General features: G+C 42.0%; 17 protein-coding genes. 14 read left to right on the top strand and 3 right to left on the bottom strand.

Annotated elements, in window-relative coordinates; translation table 11 throughout:
* The first annotated feature begins 331 nt into the window (after positions 1-331).
* From MKZ11_RS21910 to MKZ11_RS21870, 9 genes are read left to right on the top strand one after another with little or no spacing between them, the layout of a single operon-like run.
* Entirely contained in the window at positions 332-2,152 is a 1,821-nt protein-coding gene (locus MKZ11_RS21910; RefSeq protein ID WP_340796463.1) for a BglG family transcription antiterminator, read from the top strand.
* A gap of 14 nt (positions 2,153-2,166) precedes the next feature.
* On the top strand, positions 2,167-3,321 hold the full coding sequence (locus tag MKZ11_RS21905; protein WP_340796462.1) for an amidohydrolase/deacetylase family metallohydrolase: 1,155 nt from the start codon (positions 2,167-2,169) through the stop codon (positions 3,319-3,321).
* On the top strand, positions 3,281-3,616 hold the full coding sequence (locus MKZ11_RS21900) for a PRD domain-containing protein (RefSeq protein WP_340796461.1): 336 nt from the start codon (positions 3,281-3,283) through the stop codon (positions 3,614-3,616). Before MKZ11_RS21905 ends, MKZ11_RS21900 begins: the two co-directional genes overlap by 41 nt.
* A gap of 19 nt (positions 3,617-3,635) precedes the next feature.
* Positions 3,636-3,995, top strand: coding sequence for an SFCGS family glycine-rich protein (locus MKZ11_RS21895; protein WP_340796460.1), 360 nt, complete (start codon positions 3,636-3,638; stop codon positions 3,993-3,995).
* 4 nt (positions 3,996-3,999) lie between these two features.
* Positions 4,000-4,335: a DUF4312 family protein gene (locus tag MKZ11_RS21890; RefSeq protein WP_340796459.1), complete on the top strand. Its 336-nt coding sequence runs from the start codon at positions 4,000-4,002 to the stop codon at positions 4,333-4,335.
* 27 nt (positions 4,336-4,362) lie between these two features.
* Entirely contained in the window at positions 4,363-5,148 is a 786-nt protein-coding gene (locus tag MKZ11_RS21885) for a DUF4311 domain-containing protein (protein WP_340796458.1), read from the top strand.
* A 24-nt stretch (positions 5,149-5,172) separates the two neighbouring features.
* Positions 5,173-5,808 (top strand): DUF4310 family protein, encoded by a 636-nt coding sequence (locus MKZ11_RS21880; RefSeq protein WP_340797084.1) that lies wholly within the window; start codon positions 5,173-5,175, stop codon positions 5,806-5,808.
* 10 nt (positions 5,809-5,818) lie between these two features.
* Positions 5,819-6,928 carry a DgaE family pyridoxal phosphate-dependent ammonia lyase gene (locus MKZ11_RS21875; RefSeq protein ID WP_340796457.1) on the top strand — a complete coding sequence of 370 codons (1,110 nt, stop codon included), beginning with the start codon at positions 5,819-5,821 and terminating at the stop codon, positions 6,926-6,928.
* On the top strand, positions 6,928-7,647 hold the full coding sequence (locus MKZ11_RS21870) for a KDGP aldolase (RefSeq protein ID WP_340796456.1): 720 nt from the start codon (positions 6,928-6,930) through the stop codon (positions 7,645-7,647). Before MKZ11_RS21875 ends, MKZ11_RS21870 begins: the two co-directional genes overlap by 1 nt.
* A gap of 189 nt (positions 7,648-7,836) precedes the next feature.
* On the opposite strand, the gene MKZ11_RS21865 is transcribed toward MKZ11_RS21870, so the two are convergent.
* Together MKZ11_RS21865 and MKZ11_RS21860 are read right to left on the bottom strand one after the other, a co-directional pair.
* Positions 7,837-8,502 carry an MOSC domain-containing protein gene (locus MKZ11_RS21865; RefSeq protein WP_340796455.1) on the bottom strand — a complete coding sequence of 222 codons (666 nt, stop codon included), beginning with the start codon at positions 8,500-8,502 and terminating at the stop codon, positions 7,837-7,839.
* Between the two features lie 2,182 nt (positions 8,503-10,684).
* Positions 10,685-11,599, bottom strand: coding sequence for a glycine betaine ABC transporter substrate-binding protein (locus tag MKZ11_RS21860; protein ID WP_340796454.1), 915 nt, complete (start codon positions 11,597-11,599; stop codon positions 10,685-10,687).
* Between the two features lie 604 nt (positions 11,600-12,203).
* Between MKZ11_RS21860 and MKZ11_RS21855 the strand changes: the two genes are divergently transcribed.
* Positions 12,204-12,434 carry a hypothetical protein gene (locus tag MKZ11_RS21855; RefSeq protein ID WP_340796453.1) on the top strand — a complete coding sequence of 77 codons (231 nt, stop codon included), beginning with the start codon at positions 12,204-12,206 and terminating at the stop codon, positions 12,432-12,434.
* A gap of 103 nt (positions 12,435-12,537) precedes the next feature.
* Here MKZ11_RS21855 and MKZ11_RS21850 read toward each other — a convergent pair whose 3' ends face one another.
* Positions 12,538-14,229 (bottom strand): Rqc2 family fibronectin-binding protein, encoded by a 1,692-nt coding sequence (locus tag MKZ11_RS21850; protein ID WP_340796452.1) that lies wholly within the window; start codon positions 14,227-14,229, stop codon positions 12,538-12,540.
* Between the two features lie 156 nt (positions 14,230-14,385).
* On the opposite strand from MKZ11_RS21850, the gene gmk reads away from it, so the two are divergent.
* The 4 genes from gmk to priA all read left to right on the top strand — a co-directional run bounded on the left by gmk (position 14,386) and on the right by priA (position 19,105).
* Entirely contained in the window at positions 14,386-15,003 is a 618-nt protein-coding gene (gene gmk / locus MKZ11_RS21845; protein ID WP_340796451.1) for a guanylate kinase, read from the top strand.
* Between the two features lie 3 nt (positions 15,004-15,006).
* Positions 15,007-15,231 (top strand): DNA-directed RNA polymerase subunit omega, encoded by a 225-nt coding sequence (gene rpoZ / locus MKZ11_RS21840; protein ID WP_340796450.1) that lies wholly within the window; start codon positions 15,007-15,009, stop codon positions 15,229-15,231.
* A 255-nt stretch (positions 15,232-15,486) separates the two neighbouring features.
* Positions 15,487-16,704, top strand: coding sequence for a bifunctional phosphopantothenoylcysteine decarboxylase/phosphopantothenate--cysteine ligase CoaBC (coaBC, locus tag MKZ11_RS21835; protein ID WP_340796449.1), 1,218 nt, complete (start codon positions 15,487-15,489; stop codon positions 16,702-16,704).
* Positions 16,694-19,105, top strand: a complete 2,412-nt coding sequence (priA, locus tag MKZ11_RS21830) for a primosomal protein N' (protein WP_340796448.1) — start codon at positions 16,694-16,696, stop codon at positions 19,103-19,105. The genes coaBC and priA overlap by 11 nt, the downstream gene beginning before the upstream one ends.
* Positions 19,106-19,222: the final 117 nt, after the last annotated feature.

Genomic DNA, 19,222 nt, shown 5'->3' with positions numbered 1-19,222 from the left:
CGGTTAGTATTGAACAGGATGGTGATATATGTCTTACCAAGCCCCCAAAATCCTTCCCTGTCTATGAGGAAAGGATTTTGTCTTTATCTAAATTGGTGGAAAGTTTAAAATAGAGAATGTAAACAACTATTTATTTTCTGACTTTTTACGGATTCAGAGTAAAGGGAATGGTCATGTGTCTGCTTAGGAAATTATAAAAAAACGTACTGTGGATAACGTGAGAATGGTAATCTGTCATATTTAGACACCAGTGGCACTGACCAAAAGCTTGTGCATTTCTCACGTTTTGTGTATCAGAAGAAACCCAAATAACTATAGGGGGGTGATAGGGATGCTGACTGTAAGAGGGTTTCAGTTGTTGGCGAAGCTATTAGAAACCAATGGTTCTGTGTACTTGAAGGATTTGGCAGAAGAATTCAATGTAAGCACACGAATGATTAAGTATGACTTGGAGGACGTGAAAGGGTGGTTTCATGTTCAAGGGATCGAGGTGTTTTCACAGCCTAATAAAGGGATTTGGATTGAGTGCGGTGAGGAAAAAAGAGTAGAAATCATTCATAGTCTGCCGGAAATTGAAAGAACAGATGTATATCTAAATCAAGAAGCAAGAGTAGCGAAAATGATTTTGTATATGCTAGTAAACACAGAATATATAACTGCATCTACTTTTTCCGAGAGGCTTGATGTTAGCAGGAATACATCTTTGAATGATATTAAGCAACTGGTTGAATTGCTTCAACCTTGGAAAATCGAGTTAGAAAGAAAACATGGAACCGGTTATAAACTTATAGGTGAAGAACTTTCGTTAAGGTTACTGTTCGAGCATTTGATTCATGCTGATTTGACAAATAATGAAGTCTATAAAATTATGAGTGGAGTTACCAGTAGGGATACTTTAGCTGAAGATCCTATGTTATTTGCAGACATCCTCCCTTTTTATAAAGTCGTTGAAAAGCAGATGGCTGAGTTGTTTTCATCACAACCTAAGCATGTACTCCATGAATCAGATGTCTTGAGAATTTTGTTCAGACTGACAATCTCGATTACTCGCATGAACGCTGGATTTACGATGAAAGACTATCGCATTTTAAATAAAGCAGATCACACTAATTTAACGGTTCAGCTAATGGAAAAGGTCTATGCGCAAATGCAATATCCTTTGTTTGAAGAGGAATACCGCTATATCACGGGAGATAGAGATAACAATCTCAATCAAATTGACATCGTTAAGGTAACAAAAGAGATAATCCAATATGTCAGCGATATACAGGGAATCCACTACCATAAGGACCCAAAACTTTATAATAATCTTTTTGCTCATCTTTCTTTACGTTTTCAAAAAGGGGAAATCAATTTTACTGAAATCAACCCTTTCACCAAAGAATTAAAGAAAAACTACTTAGTTTTATTCTCAACTATCCAAAAAGCGTGTCAAATATATCTGACGCCCCAAAAAGTTTCAGTGCCGGATTCATTTGTATCGTTAATTGTGCTCCATTTCATTGTCTCTTTCGAAAAGAGATTCAATCAAAAAGGGAAAATCCGCACGTTATATGTTTGCTCGACCGGAAGAGGCGTGGCGCGTCTTATAAAAAATCGAGTTGAAAGAGAAATTTTTGATATTGAAATCGTTAAAAATTGTTCGATTATGGAAGTGGATGAAATTTGCATCCAAGAAGAAGTTGATTTCATCATTAGCGTCTTTCCAATTGAAACAGATCTTCCGATAGTAATCGTAGATCCGCTACCAAGTAAAAGGGATATTGAAACAATAAAAAGTAAGGTGAAAGAATTACTTCGTTATAAAAACTTTCAATTTAACAATTTACTGGAAAGCAATGATGAAAAAATAAGTAGTCTTGATCCTGAATTCATCAGTCAAGAAATTATCTTAAAAGGCTTTGAGATTAACCAAGAAATTCAGTTGGCTTTTACGGATGAAATAGGGGTTTCAAAGAAGCAGGCACTTATGCTACATATTTTTTTAATGGTCCATCGCTATTATTTCGACAAACAATACGATAACTATTCAAATTCCCACAATCATTCATATGACAAGGAAGCTATTAAAAAGATTAAAGACATTTTAGAAGCGCATGAGTTGAAAACACACGAAGCAGAAATTATTGCAATACTGCACTATTTAAACTAGCTGGAGGTGTTCTTATGATAGATGAAATCATCATAAAAAACGGATATGTTATTGATCCAGAACAAGACACAATTGAAATAAAAGAAATTGCAGTGCGAAACGGAGTACTGGTAGCACCGCAAGAGAATCGTTCCCAAAATGTAAAATATATCGATGCTGAAGGATGCTATGTTTCGCCAGGCTTCATTGACATGCATGTTCATATTTTCACCGGACATACCGAACTTGGGATTGATGCGGATTTGGTTGGCATAGAGCAGGGCGTGACAACAGTGGCGGATGCAGGCAGTGCCGGCTATTCAGATTATGCGGCTTTTAAGGAAAAAGTGGTTGAACCGAGTCAAACAGAGGTTCTTGCATTCCTTAATATCTCAAGAAAAGGTTTAACTAGCGGTCTTTCTGAACTAGCAAATCTGGAAGATTTAATGAGCCTGGAAGAAGCAGAAGAGATTTTTAACAAGGAACTAAGCATTGTTGGGTTGAAGGCACGAATGAGTGGGAGTGTTGTTAAAAATAGTGGCATTAAACCTCTCAAACATGCCCGTATAGTAGCGGATCGGCTAAACGTTCCAATTATGGTCCACATCGGAAACCCACCTCCAAATCTACAAGAAATTTTCCCCCTTCTACGTAAAGGAGATATCGTAACACACGCATTTCATGGGAAGAAGCATGGGATTATGGATGCGAGTGGCGAGCTTATACCAGAAGCGCTGGACGCTTTAAAGAGGGGCGTATTATTCGATATCGGACACGGCACCTCCAGTTTTAGCTATGAAACGTTGCTGAAATTCAGAGAGAGATATAATAATCCATTTACAACCAGTACAGATATATATATTAAAAACTATGAAAATCCGGTTTGTAGCCTAATGCATACGATGACCAAGCTATTGGAGCTTGGAGTCCCGTTAATTGAGGTAGTAAAGTCGGTCACATTGGGAGCGGCAAATGCTTTGGGGACAAGGGATATAGGAACGCTCGCCCTGGGAACAACAGCCGATATTACGATTTTTAAAAAAATGGAGCAACGGACAATCTTAATAGACTCAGAGGGAGCGGAACTTGAAGTAAATCAAATACTTAAACCGTATATGGTGTTGAGAAATGGGAAGGTAGTGTACAACGATGAATCCACAGAGTTTAAAGGAGCACGAGCTAATAGGTAAAAGCGGTGATGCAGACTTATGTATAGAAGTCTTAGCCTATTCACAAAAAGTTTTAGGAGATAAGGAGATTAAAATGACTGAAACGCAGTGGCTGTCATTCGTTTCACACGTTTCTGGAATGGTTTATCGTTCGACGTATAAGGAAAAGATTCCTGCGCTTGAAAAAGAAATTTTTAAAGAAGTCTCTCAAGATTCCATTGAGATGGCAAGTGATATTTGCAAGCAACTTAGTGAGTTACAAGATGATGAAAAGTATCTTTTGTCGATTCATTTTGAAACTGCAAAATTAAATTAAAAAATAGGGGGAATAAAGGATGAGTAAAATTATTGTGGTGATTGGTGATCGTTTAGGAAAAGGACAAAATGTTGGAAAAGGCGTAGAGGCAGCTGGAGGCAAGGCAATCGTTATTAGTGGAATGGCTGCCGATATGAAACTGGGAGATACGATGAATAAGGAGAATGCGGATATGGGCATTTCTTTCTGCGGCAGCGGGGGAGCAGGGGCGATTACAGCGCAGTCAAAATATGGATACCCTGCACAATACGGCATGCGTTCTGTTGACGAGGGGTTAACAGCGCTTAGGGAAGGAAAAACAGTTCTTGGTTTTGGCTTCAATGACTCGGAAGAATTAGGGAGAAGACTCACGGAAGAATTCATTAAACTAAGGGGCTGATGTTATGAGAAAGGTCATTGAAACAAAGGTCCGGATTGAGGGGAAAGGGGATTCAAAAGAAAAAGCACTCAATTTTGCCCTTGGAAATATTCAGAAGAAAATTATGAAAGACTATAAAGGAAATATGATTATTCGAATTGAACCTGTAAATGTTGATGTCGTAGAAGCGATGGAAACTTCCTATATTGAACGCTTTTTGTTCATCTTTGCACCACGTGAAAGAAGTAAATACAGAGTCGTACTTGAAGTAGACGTAAAATTATTTCTATTAGATGTGGAAGAAATCAATTTCACAAAAATTGAACAAGGAAACAGTTTGAAGAGCAATATTTTCGGATAGTCATATTGGAATAAAAGGGGGATAACAGTGGAAATAGTCGCGATCATCATTAAGTCCATCATTATTGGAGGAGCTGTGGGATTCGGCGTAGGTGCCGGTGCAGCCCGGATGTTTCACGCTCCTACCTCACAAGGGATGGGCGCATTTCGAACGCTGGGGGAGCTAAATGCATGCGCAGGGGACGCTGCGTCACACTTTTCATTCGGTTTAGGATTCTTCTTTAATGCATGGGCATCTTCAGTTGGTGCCGGTGCGTTCACACAAGACGTTGACCACCGCATTATACCGAACTGGGCGGCAGCTGTGTTAATGAGAAAAGGGAAACGTGCAGAAGATACATTGCATAATCCAAAGAAGATGGCAATTGCAGGAGCGATTATCGGAGTACTCGTAGTTACATTCTTGAATTCAACGGCTTCAGCAATTCCTGAATCGTTGCAAGCAATTGCGTTAAAAGTATTGGTTCCAGCAGCGAACTTGCTCATTAATCCTGTTATGCCGGTAATTTTCTGGTTGGCTGCCTTGGATTCAGGTAAACGCTCCGGAATTTGGGGGACAATTTTCGGCGGGGCGGCACATATGGTTATGGGAAATGCAGTACCTGGTGTCGTGTTGGGGATTTTAATCGGGAAAGGCGTAGATGATGGCGGTTGGAACAAGATTACGAAGACGTTATTGGCTTCTGTTATCTTATTGTTTGTATTTAGTGGATTTTTCCGCGGATTCGATATTCAGTTCCTGCAAGGATTTAATCTTGAAGCACCTGAATGGTTGATCAATTTACACAAATTAATCGGATATGAGGTGAAGTAGGTGGGGGAGAACAATGAAATTAATATGAAAAGTTTTTGGTACGCTGACTGGTCATTTCCAATTTTTGTTGCCCTTTTGTCATCCGGCGTATTTGCGGGAACCCATATGTATTATGTCTATAAAATCGGGGCGTTTAATGATGTTGCGATTGTTGCGATGCTTGAAGTAGGTATGCAGGGCGGCGGCTATGGGGTAGCGGCAGCATTTGGGGCAAGTTTTCTATTCGCACGTATTTTGGAAGGTTCCCTTGTTGGGATATTAGATATTGGCGGGGCGATTCAAACGGGGCTCGGAATAGGAGTACCTGCATTACTTCTTGCTTCTGGAATCACCGCACCACTTGAAAACTTTGGGCTAGCTTTGCTGACGGGTGCTATTTTAGGTCTTGCTATAGGATATATTGTAATTGTGATACGTAAACTTACAGTCGGTCAATCAAATTCTACTTTTGGAGCAGATGTGATGATGGGAGCGGGAAATGCATCAGGAAGATTTTTAGGACCTTTAATTATCATTTCCGCCGCATCTGCGTCTATTCCAATTGGTGTTGGAGCTGTTATTGGAGCTGCTCTATTTTACGCAGGAAAGAAGCCTATTGTAGGCGGAGCAATTTTAGGAGCAATGCTTTTTGGAGCATTCTTCCCGATTCCATTAGACTGAGGTGAAAAAGATGAGCGTTTTTAAACGATTAGGATTAAAACAAGTTATTAATGCGAGTGGAAAAATGACGGCTCTTGGTGCTTCAGCAGTTAGTGAGGAAGTTGCACAAACATTGAAAGAGGCTTCTCAAGATTATGTCGATATCGATGAAATCATGGAACTTACAGGAACTGTAATTGGTGAAGTTACAGGAGCTGAGGATGGCTGTCCAACGAGCGGCGCAGCGGCGGGAATTGCAATTAGTACGGCAGCAATCATCGCCGGTAAAAACCTGACACATATCGAAAGATTACCGAATTCAGATGGCTTGAAAAATCAAGTGATTGTTCAAAAAGGGCAGCAAATCCATTTTGGAGCGAGTATCGCACAGATGATCAGTTTGGGCGGCGGCAAAGTGGTAGAAGTCGGTCAAGCAAACAAAGTGGAGGCACAGCATATCGAAGAAGCAATCAATGAACACACTGCTGCTTTGATGTATATTAAATCTCATCATGCGATTCAAAAAGGGATGCAATCGATTGAAACAATGATCGAAATTGCGAAGAAGCATCACATTCCAATCATTATTGACGCTGCAGCAGAAGAGGATTTCAAACTATATATTGCGATGGGTGCGGACATCGTGATATATAGTGGCGGTAAGGCATTGGAAGGTCCAACATCAGGGTTCATTTGTGGTAGAAAAGAATTAATGGAAGCATGCCGGAAGCAATATAAAGGAATTGGTCGTCCGATGAAGATTGGAAAAGAAGGAATGGCTGGATTGATTGTTGCTCTTAAGCAATATGCCGATAAAGCTACAGATGTAGAGGATCAACTTAGTCAAATGGAGAAACTCTGCAATGATTTAAACGGGATTTCGGGATTAACATGCTCAGTCAAACAGGATGAGGCAGGTAGAGCGATTTACCGCGCAAATATTGAAGTGGATAGTAAAGAAGCTGGCATGGACGCAGAAGCGTTGTTACATGCATTGGAGTCAGGAAATCCAGCCATTTTTTTACGACATCATTATGTGAACATTGGAATATTATCTGTTGATCCAAGGCCCTTACTTAAGGGACAAGAAGAAATCATTGCAGAAACAATCAAACTAGTTCTAGCTCAAGGAGTGAGATGATGTCATTTAAACATCAAGTCGTTTTTAACGTGCTGGCCAAGGATTTGAACAATGCACAGGAGCTTGTGGAAATTGCGAAGGAACGTGTATTAGTCGGGGTAATGGTCAAGAACTTCCCGACAGAAGAGGCTGCTATCGAGTTAGTAAAAGAATTCAAGGATAATAATATCCTCGTTTCAGTGGGATTAGGTGCAGGTGATCCTAATATGTGGAAAAAAGTTGCAAATGTATCTGTGGCAACTTTACCAGATCATATTAACCAAGTATTCCCGGCATCGGGTTATACGCTTGGAAGAATGGAACAAACTACAGAAAATGTTCCCGTGATCAATTCTTTGGTCGAACCGACTGGCATGCCTGGTCAAGTGTATATTTCCACAGGTCCAGTTAGTTCGGTCTACCGAGAAAGGGTATCATGCGAACTTGCGGCAGCTATGATTGCCGAACTGGGGATTTCTTCTGTCAAATTATATCCTATCGAAGGTGAAAAGAGGCTGGAAGAATTAGCTGTCATGACGCGGGCAGCAGTAAAAGCGGGTATCAAAATCATTGAACCAACAGGCGGCATTACGCTGGATAATGTCCATATAATTGTACAAACATGTCTGGATAATGGTGCAGAAACCGTCATCCCACATTTGTACACATCCATAATCGATAAAGAAACTGGCGAGACCAAACCTTCTGCGATGAAGCAATTGATTGAGATGACTTGGTAACAATGTAGACGTCTATGCAAAGTTCTCGACTAGTCTTTTGGTGAACAGTGAAGAATCAATTAGCAAATTACTTGATTGACCCGGAAAGTTGAAGGTGGGTTTATTGAAATAAACAAAAAAGCAATTCCACAGTGAAATCCATGTGGAATTGCTTTTTTAGTAAATCCAATAAAAACAGGTAGAAAATTTTTAAACTGGATTTGTTAATTGCTCCAATCGCTTGGTCAACCGCTCACGCCAGTCCAGAGCCAATTCTTGAACGTCTAACACTTTTTTTATGCCTTCAATATTCTTTGGGTGATGAAAATAAATCTGGTTCGCAAAAAGGATGGATACCTGTTTCGGATGAGATTTTACCAATGCAATTGTCGAATCTTTTCGCACAGCGCCTTCTTCTAAAACACGACATAAATAACCTGTGAACCCGGTTTCCACCATTCTTTTGAGAAGGGGAGGCATATCAGTTCTCTTTGTAATCGTGCTGCATGGAATTCTGCCTTGCGTTATTTGAATAACAGCATCCCCAAGCCGGAAGATGTCACCAATATGAACGTCTTGTTCCAACATGTTAGTGACTGTTATATTTTCTCCAAAAGCTGACGGAGGTAAAGGGTTATTAAGCTCTTGCTCCCATAGCGAATAATGCTCATGCGGATAGACACAAACAGCGCGATCGAGGCCCCCGTGATGGCGCAAATCCGCTACGCCATCTCCCTGAAATCCATCTTTTGTTAAAAAGGTCTCTTGAATCATATCTTTACATATACCAGTATCCATTTCTTTACCATTACCATATTTCATTTTTTTCGGTAATCCGATTGATAAGTTTTTCAATTCTGCAGTATGAATTGTCATTTTAGGTATATACCCACTTTCCCAAAGAAGTGATAGCTATATAGGTTGAACAAATGAATATCTATATAAAATGTGCGAAGGCGCCTAAAAGGGGAAGCTGTAGCCATAAGACTGATAGCGCCATAAGCGGATTCAATGTGATTCTTCATTTCGACATAGCTAGTTTAATTGTCAACCTGTTATATAATCAAACCACAGCAAAAAACAGTTGTCAAAAGACTATGTGAAAACTAACGGTGATAATCCGTGCTATATATGTTGAACAAATGAATACGGCATAGGCGCTTTACAATGGATAGAATCAGAATTCCTGCTAATACCGCTTCGCCGCTTTGTGGATGCCTCCCGCGATAAGCCAGAAAGAAGAGCGCTTTCAGTCTTATCGCTCCGGCTACCACGAAGTCGCGCCTGCGCTGGATGGTCTATATTGAGAAAATGTATTTCGTTTTCGGGAATGAGGCCTACAACCTGGAGTGTCATAAAGTGAAACTCAATCAGTGGGGGTTTTCCTCATCCCCCACTGATTGTTAGTTGAACCATTCGGGCTTTTATGGGCAGTTGATCCCCCACTTACTCTTCTTGTTTCCTTGAAGACTTGAAGTGGGGGTCTTACTGCCCGTTAATGCGGGATAAATCGATTGAATGTGAGCAACGAATGACCCAATACTTGGAGAGGATTGGAGTTCCTGCTAATATCGCTTCGGCGCTTTGTGGATGCCTCCCGCGATAAGCCAGAAAGAAGAGCACTTTCAGTCTTATCGCTCCGGCTACCACGAAGACGCGCCTTCGCTGGATGGTCGATGTGAGAAAGCGCATTTCATTTTCGGGGATGAGACCTACAACCTGGAGGGCCATAAATCGATCGAATGTGATCAACGAATATCTCCATACTTGGAGTGAATCAGAAATCCTGTTAATATCGCTTCGGCGCTTTGTGGATGCCTCCCGCGATAAGCCAGAAAGAAGAGCACTTTCAGTCTTATCGCTCCGGCTACCACGAAGACGCGCCTGCGCTGGATGGTCGATGTGAGAAAGCGCATTTCATTTTCGGGGATGAGACCTACAACCTGGAGGGCCATAAATCGATCGAATGTGATCAACGAATATCTCCATACTTGGAGTGAATCAGAAATCCTGTTAATATCGCTTCGGCGCTTTGTGGATGCCTCCCGCGATAAGCCGGAAAGAAGAGCACTTTCAGTCTTATCGCTCCGGCTACCACGAAGACGCGCCTGCGCTGGATGGTCTATGTGAGAAAGAGCATTTCGTTTTCGGGGATGAGACCTACAACCTGAAGGGTCATAAATCGATCGAATGTGATCAACGAATGTCCCAATACAGGAGTAATGAATTAAATATCCCGCTAATATCGCTTCGGCGCTTTGTGGATGCCTCCCGCGATAAGCCAGAAAGAAGAGCACTTTCAGTCTTATCGCTCGGGCTACCACGAAGACGCGCCTTCGCTGGATAGTCGATGTGAGAAAGCGCATTTCATTTTCGGGGATGAGACCTACAACCAGGAGTGTCATAAATCGATCGAATGTGATCAACGAATGTCCCAAAACATGAGGAATGAATTAGAATTCCTGCTAATACCGCTTCGACGCTTTGTGGATGCCTCCCGCGATAAGCCAGAAAGAAGAGCACTTTCAGTCTTATCGCTCCGGCTACCACGAAGACGCTCCTTCGCTGGATGGTCTATTTGAGAAAGCACAATTCGTTATCTGTGATGAAATCTGCAATCTAGCGTGCGTCTTTCTTGAATATAATTATATATGTTGAAATACTGATTCCGGTGTATAAACTGAGCGAAGGCGCCTTAACAGGGGTAGCCGAAGCCATAAGACTGGCGGCGCAGCTGCTTGGCTTATGGAGGGAGGCATCCCCTAGCGCCGTAGCGGTTCAATGGAAATTTTTATTTCAATTTATATAGCATCAATTAGTAATCACCTTATAATCTTGGCATACTAAATCTCAATATCACATTTCTCTCGATAATGAACACCCTGGCATCCCCGAAGCGCCAAGCGTTCAACAATCCACCCCCGAATTACAACTCTCTCATTATTGAGTGCCACAGCAGATTCAATGGGATTCTTTAATTCAACATATATATATGAAAACAAGGGGTGTTGAATGCAAATCAGCCCACCGCTAAAAGCAATGGGCTGGTTTTATAAAATTACTTTTTTAAATCTTCAATGGAATTGATATCTTTCATATAGGTCGGCACAGCTAATCCTTGTTTTACGTTTACCATATTAATACCAATATCATCTAACTTACCATCAAATTTATCTACATAAGTTTTATGGGTATTCGGCAACCAAGCAGCGAAAGTTGCATCAGCACTTCCATCAGCAATTGCTGAGAACATAGGACCTGGTTCCACCATCGACAAATTGACATTATAACCAAGATCTTCAAGGACAAGTTTCATCATATTATGACTGGCAAGCTCGCTGTCCCAAGGGGCGTACACCAGATTGATCTCATCGCCATTCACCTTAGGTACGCCATCTGTCCATACCGCCACTTTTTCTTTATTGCTGGTAATCCATGTTCGTGCTGCTTCTTCCGGTTTTGTCCCGTCTTCAATTGCAATCATGATTTCTCCCATATCATCCATATCCCAATTAAATCGTTGAAATACTGTATAAGCTTCAGGGAGATCTTCCTTCATTCCTGTGCGAACAATCGAATGAATTTCTTCAGAGTCGCCGTAGACCAGTTTAGGATCATCCAGATACTTTAAATCGAATTTTGAAAACATCCAATGTGGACTCCAGGCAGTTACGATTATAGGTTCTTCTTTATCGTATGCTTTTTTCAAAGCAGCAGTCATTGCGGCGCCTGAGCCTGATGTGAGATTCCAATCTGTCAGGTCATATTCTTTAAGAGCTCTTGCTGTTAATTCCATATGTCCTGAGCCGGGATCGATCCCTGTAATTGTGTGGTCAACAGAGTCACCGGCCGTTACGGTTGTTTCAGCAGTTTTACCATCATCGATTTTTGTGTTATCACTGTTGCAGGCTGCAAGTCCAAGTGCCAAAAGTGCAACCGTTCCAAGTCCAGTTACTTTTTTGAAAAGTGTCATGTTCTTAGTTCCTCCTCAGTTTTTCCAGTTATCCGGATTAAAAATGAATCGGGCATAAAGCAGCATATTGGGTGTATGTATTAATCGCCAGAAGGGAGGGATATTACGCCCTCATTAAAGAAGAATGATAGAGAGAGCAATTCTTTATAGAATCATTGGATAAAGAACTTGCTGTTATAGGGGGAGTTTTACTAGAATTTGCTGTTGTTTGAATCGTTTACTTCTGGAATACAAGTCCTTGTGTACTATCCAATAAAACTATAAACTCTCTCATGTCAGGCAGTTCATCATATTTTTTGATTGGTCCATCTATCGTCAACAGTAACCCTCCCTCTATTATAGAAATATATACAGACCGCTGATTAACCTGAATGTTACAATTCCCCAATGATCTGGACTGTTTGCCATCAGCCATTCATTACCCGAATTAAGTGTATCATAGTTTCGAAGTTCGTTTTTTGATGGTGGTTTTCGGAAATTGAAGAATAGGGATGCTGAGAAATGGACAGGCTGAAATTTCAGAGTAAGTGTAGAAACCTTACTGAAAATGGGCTGGGTTCGTTGAAGGATTTATCCTACTTATGAAAATCGGGAGGTAGATAGTATGAAAGAATTTAAAATCACATACTTCTTTGATGAAGAGCATTATATCAGAAGATTTATTCATATGGAGTCTCAAGAAGCAGCAGAGGAGCTGATTCGAAGCGAGCGGGACCAATACATTTCGTTTCGGGATAGCAGAGGGATTTATCATGAGCTGAACACAGGCAACGTTCGAGTGATTCAACTATCTGATTATCATAGAATCGATAAAAGTGAATACGTGTCAAAGTGAATTGTCGGAAGTTATTGCACGTCTCTGACCAAGTACCCTATTAGTTTATAAAATAGAAAATGCTATTCCACGATAGATATCATCAGTGTGGAATAGCACTTCTTTATTTACGCAGTTTCATTACTACATCCTCATCTGGGTCTACTAAAATCGTCTTCTGCTCAAAATAAATAACAAAGCCCGGCTTCGAACCGTTCGGCTTTTTAACATGCCGAACTTCAGTGTAGTCAACTGCTACAGCTGAAGATCCGCGGGCTTTACTGAAATAGGCAGAAAGGATTGCGGCCTCACGAATTGTTTCTTCGTCAGGATGCGCATCATGGATGACGACGTGTGATCCAGGGATATCTTTTGTATGGAGCCAAGTTTGTTCTCTGGATGCAATTTTAAACGTTAAATAGTCATTTTGCTTATTGTTCTTGCCGACGGAGATCTTCACGCCTGCAGACGATACATATGTTTCAGGTACTGGTTTTTTCGGTTTAAGTTTCTTTTTCGACTTACGAGCCTTCAGAAAACCAAGTTCCGCCAGTTCTTCACGTATTTCTGCGATGTCTATAGGGGATGCTTGCATTACTTGCTGTTTAATCATTTCAAAGTAGGCAATATCATCTGCTGCCTTTTCAAGTTGTTCAGCAATCATGATAAGTGCAGTTTTCGCTTTCGAATACCGCGTGTAAAAACGTTGGGCGTTATCGATTGGTGACTTTCTCGGATCAAGCGGAATGGTAACCGTTGTGCCTTCATCATAATAATTCGCGACAGTTGCTTCCGTTGCCCCTTTTTCAATGGCATAGCTATTTGCAGTAAGCAGTTCACCATAGAGCTGGAATGTATCCAGCTTCCCAGCTGCCTCTTTTTCTTTAACAAGTTTCTTCACTTTTAAATTCAACTTGGCAATCTCGTTGTCTAACCAACGTTCAAGATCTGCTGCTTGCGACTTTACACGCTCTCTTTCAGCCCTTGCAAAGTACACTTTATCCAGCAAATCACCAAGGGTTTGATATTCAGCAATCGTCTTATCTGCATGGGTCAGTGTAGTTGCAGAAAATACGGTTTTTGTTCCGACTTCTGAAATATTTGGCGTGCTATCTATTCCTTTAAACGAACCAAGAAGAGATGTGAAAACGATGAATTGATCCGCGGCCGAAGCATTTTTCAAGCGATATAATAATTCTTCAGCATTAACTGGTGAAAAGCCTGAAAATCGTTGGACGATGTCCCGTGTACTTTCCAGCTCCGGTAGCAACCCGCGAAACTGTTCCTCTGTGATCGCAAAGGGATTGATTTTATCCTGCGGGGGAGCGGGTATGAAAGGTTGCCCCGGTAATATTGTCCGGTAACTATTTACTGATGGCGGTAAGTGTTTCATACTTTCGATAATGATCATACGGTCGGGGTCTACGAGTAGCAGGTTACTGTGTCTGCCCATGATCTCGACATACAATCGTCTGTTAATATCGTCCCCAATTTCATTTTTTGCTTTGATGTCTATCGTAATAATTCTATCTGTACCGAATTGACCGATAGATGTAATTGAACCGCCTTCTAGATGTTTACGCAGAACCATGCAAAATAGAGGCGGTTCAGAAGGGTTCGTAATTGCTTCTTCTGTCAGTTGGATGCGTGAATACGCTGAGTGAGTTGAAATAAGAAGTTTTTGATTCTTACCGTCTGCTCGGATAAGGAATACGACTTCTTGTGCGTTTGGCTGATGGATTTTAGAAATGCGTCCATTTTTCAAGACTTGTAACTCCTGCACCATCGCCGTTGTAAATAAACCATCAAATGCCATTAGGATTCCTCTTTCAAATCGTTTTCCCCATTTTAGCACTCCAAGGGGCATATATGGTATAATATGAACAGATTGTTTCAAACAATAACGATCGGAGCCGGCATGATTGTGCCGAAGCTTCACTATAAATTCATATTAAATAAGAAGAGGGATTGCATGTACAAACAACGTGGGCTTCTGATTGTCCTGTCCGGACCTTCTGGTGTAGGCAAAGGGACGGTTCGAAAAGAGCTTTTTACACAACCTGATACGAACTATGAATACTCGATTTCGATGACGACGAGAAGTCCCCGCGAAGGTGAAGTGGATGGAACTGACTACTTCTTCAAATCGAGAGATGAATTCGAACGGTTGGTTGAGGAAGATAAGCTGCTAGAATATGCCGAGTATGTGGGCAATTATTACGGTACTCCGCTTGATTATGTCAATGCGACGCTTGACGCTGGCAGAGATGTATTCCTCGAAATTGAGGTTGTAGGAGCAGCGCAAGTCCGCGCCAAAGTTCCAGATGGGTTATTTATTTTCCTTGCCCCGCCAAGTTTGTCGGAACTTGAAGACCGACTTGTAGGAAGAGGTACTGAAGAAGCCGAAGTCATTGCATCACGTATCTTGAAAGCGCGTGAAGAACTTGAAATGATGAATTTGTACGATTACGTCGTAGAAAACGATGAAGTAACTAATGCTTGTGATCGTATCAATGCCATTGTCACCGCAGAACATTGCCGCAGAGAACGTGTTGAAAAAATCTATTTAGGTATGCTGAGAGGGGAATAAACAATGTTAACTCCATCAATCGATTCTTTGAAGGAAAAAATTGATTCAAAATACACACTCGTAACACTTGCTTCAAAACGGGCGCGTCAAATGCAAGAAGAAGGAACTAAACTGCTACCTTCTTATACATCGAAAAAGAATGTCGGCAAAGCACTTGAAGAAGTGGCGGCAGGCATGTTGTCTAAACAAAAGACTGACGACTCAATCATTTACGAAGACGAAGTATAATTAGACCATCAACTTTTGAACTTAAAAGACATTAGGGTTTTTCGACTTGGAATGGTGTCTAGGCTTCAGTCGCCAGACGCTCGGGTCATAAGTCGACCCAGCTACACGGCAAATGATGCCGCTTCGCCGGTCCGTCTTATGCCTGTCGCGTCTAAACCGGCTCCTTACGCTTTTCATATTATTATAAGTAAACGTGATACTCCCTTAGAAACGAGTTTTTCTTTGGGAGTTTGTCATTTTAGAAGGGATGAGATAGTGTTGCTGAATAAAAAAATCCTCCTTTGTGTAACTGGCGGCATCGCGGTCTATAAAGCTGTTGCACTTGTTAGTAAGTTATCGCAGGCGGGAGCGGATGTGAAAGTCATTATGACTGCATCGGCAAAGGAATTTGTCACCCCGCTTACGTTTCAGGCAATGTCGCGGAACGATGTTTTTTTTGATACATTCGATGAAAAAGATTCCCGTGTCATTGCACATATTGATTTAGCAGATTGGGCGGATTTAGTAGTTGTTGCTCCTGCTACAGCGAATGTTATTGGTAAACTTGCGCACGGAATTGCAGACGATATGGTAACGACAACTCTTCTGGCCACTCAAGCCGAAGTTTGGATTGCACCGGCCATGAACGTTCATATGTATGAAAATAAAGCGGTTATCCGCAATATTAGTGTGCTGCATGAAGATGGTTATAAATTCATTGAACCCTCTGAAGGATTTTTGGCATGCGGATATGTAGGGAAAGGGCGTCTGGAAGAGCCTGAGAAGATTGTGGAACTGATCACAGACCGGTTCACAACACCAAAACATTTGCCGCTTTCCGGGAAGAAAGTTTTAATCACTGCAGGACCGACACGGGAACGAATTGATCCGGTACGTTATGTGTCGAATTTTTCGAGCGGCAAAATGGGCTATGCAATGGCAGAAGCCGCCACAGCGCTAGGTGCTACTACCATACTTATTTCTGGTCCGGTCGGGTTGGACAGACCGGCGGGAGTGACAGTCATTGATGTAGAAAGTGCAGCGGAGATGTTCGAAGCAGTACGTGACCGATTTGATGAAGCCTCGATTGTCATCAAGGCTGCCGCTGTCGCAGACTATCGTCCGAGAGATATCCATCCGCAGAAAATGAAAAAACAATCGGGGGACTCGATTATTGAACTCGAACGGACGACTGATATTTTGAAAACGATTGGTTCGATGAAGACTGACCAGATCCTTGTCGGCTTTGCAGCTGAGACTGAAAATGCAGTTGGCTATGGCATGGATAAACTGAAGAGGAAAAACCTGGATTACATTATTATCAACGACGTGACCGATCCGGATGCGGGATTCGGGAAGGATACGAATGTCGTGACACTACTTTCGAAGTACGGAACGAATAAGCCGTTCCAAGCAATGCCAAAAAAAGACCTAGCCATCCTGTTGCTTGAAACAATTATACAAGAAGAAAGTGATCAGCTAAATGATCGCTGAAGTGATTGTAGATGTAGCGGCTTATCCAATCGATAGGCCGTTTGATTACCTTGTGCCAGCAAAGTTAGAATCGGTTATCGAGCCCGGGATACGCGTGAAAGTACCATTCGGACCACGGAAAGTGCTTGGCTATGTAACAAGACTAAAAGAAGAGAGCGAACTTGCATTCGGGAAGATTAAACCGATTGATGAACTAATTGACTTAGATCCGGTAATTTCTGATGAATTGCTCGATTTATCCCGCTGGCTTGCGGTTGAGACATTGTCATATGAAATAGATGCCCTTCAAGTGATGTTGCCTGCTGCAATGCGGGCAAAATATGAAAAGTTCATCATCGTTGAAGAACCGGAACGGATTGAAGACGAGGACTTTATCGCTTTTTTGGCGGGCAGGAAACGAATTCCAATGAAAGAAGTGGACACGTCTGAATTGATGAGGATGTTGAAAACCTATGCAAGTCAGGAGATTGTCAGTGTTGATACTGCTGTAAGACAGCAAACTGCAATTAAAAAATTACGAATGATCCGTATGGCAGATGAAGCGACACTTCGTGGATTGCTAGAAACCATTCACTCAAATGCTAAAAAACAAGTGGAATTAATCCATTGGATGATTGAACGTGCAGGACAGACAATCAGTGCGAAACAATTGATGGAACAATCCGGGATTCAGCCAGCTGTATTGAAAGCGGTTATCGAAAGAGGTGCGGGTTTCGAGGAATTTACTGAAGTATATCGTGAACCTGATGCACCTCAACTGAAAGATACAGCAATTCCCGAACATTTAACTGACGAACAGCAGACTGCACTTGATTACATCGCGGCTTCGTCAGACGGCCAAAAAGCGGAGACATTCCTTCTTCACGGCGTTACAGGTAGCGGGAAAACAGAAGTGTATTTACGCGCCATCAAACGTGTGTTGGATACAGGTAAAGAAGCAATTGTCCTTGTTCCGGAAATTTCCTTGACGCCCCAAATGACATCACGCTTCAAAGAACGTTTCGGTTCGCTCGTTGCGGTGATGCATAGCGGGTTATCCGCTGGTGAGAAGTACGATGAATGGCGGAAAATAAAACGGGGTGAGGTAAAAGTTGTCGTCGGTGCAAGATCGGCAATATTCGTTCCTTTTGAAAATATAGGCATTATCATTTTGGATGAAGAACATGAGTCCACTTATAAGCAAGATGATACGCCACGTTACCATGCAAGGGATGTTGCCATTAAGCGTTCAGAATACTACAATTGTCCCGTCATTCTTGGCAGTGCAACACCATCACTGGAATCATATGCACGGGCGTCAAAAGGCGTATATACATTGTTAACGCTGACAAAGCGTCCAAAAGAACAGGCACTTCCTGCTGTAACGGTTGTTGATATGAGGGAAGAATTGAAGACGGGCAATCGTTCGATGTTTTCATTGCCGCTTGCGGAAGCGATCCGCGTTCGATTGGAGAAGAAAGAGCAAATTGTCCTATTCCTGAATAAGCGCGGCTTTTCATCCTTTGTCCTTTGCAGGGATTGCGGTACGGTCGTTGAATGTCCAAATTGTGATATTTCGCTGACGTATCACCGTGCACACGAACAGCTGAAATGCCATTATTGCGGTCATGAAGAACGGGTACCGCTTGTTTGTCCGGAATGTAAAAGTGAACATATTCGGTTTTTCGGAACGGGGACTCAAAAAGCACAAGAAGAAATTGCAAAAATGTTTCCAGAAGCACGAGTCCTCCGAATGGATGTCGATACGACGAGACAAAAAGGTTCACATGAACGGCTGCTTAGGCAGTTCAGTGAAGGAAAAGCGGATGTTTTACTCGGCACGCAAATGATTGCAAAAGGGCTCGATTTCCCAAATATTACACTCGTCGGTGTGCTCGCAGCAGACACGACACTGCATCTTGCTGATTTCCGTGCCGCCGAAAAAACCTTTCAATTGATGACACAAGTAAGTGGACGGGCTGGACGCCACGAATTGCCCGGAGAAGTTTTCATTCAGACCTATTCACCCGAGCATTATGCCATCGATTTGGCGAAAGCGCAGCATTACGAGCCGTTTTACAATATGGAGATGGCGGCAAGAAGACAATATGGTTATCCTCCATTTTATTTCGTCACACTTATTCAGTTTACACATGAAGACTTATTGAAAGTAGCTGACTTTGCTGAGAAGGGTGCCCGTTATCTAAAACAGAACTTATCAGCAGATACAGTTGTCATCGGGCCAACTGCTTCCGCCATCAGTCGAGTGAACAATAGATATCGCTACCAATGTTTGATAAAATACAAAAAAGAGCCCAAGTTGACAGAAACACTGCAACAGCTCATTAAGTACTACCGGACGGACTGGATAAAAGCAGGTCTGACAATGACCGTCGACGTAGAACCAGCGTCCATTTATTAGACAAAAGCGCAAGCGCCTGTTTAATGGAACGCAACCTAAGACGCCACGTCCTGTGGCAACAAGGAGGGATGTAGTTCTATCCCTCCCCCTGCATAACCCACTTCGTGTGGGCCCGGG

Origin of the sequence: Sporosarcina sp. FSL K6-1508, from assembly GCF_038007465.1 — a bacterium.
GTDB lineage: Bacteria > Bacillota > Bacilli > Bacillales_A > Planococcaceae > Sporosarcina > Sporosarcina psychrophila_B.
This window is presented reverse-complemented; position numbering and strand designations above follow the sequence as displayed.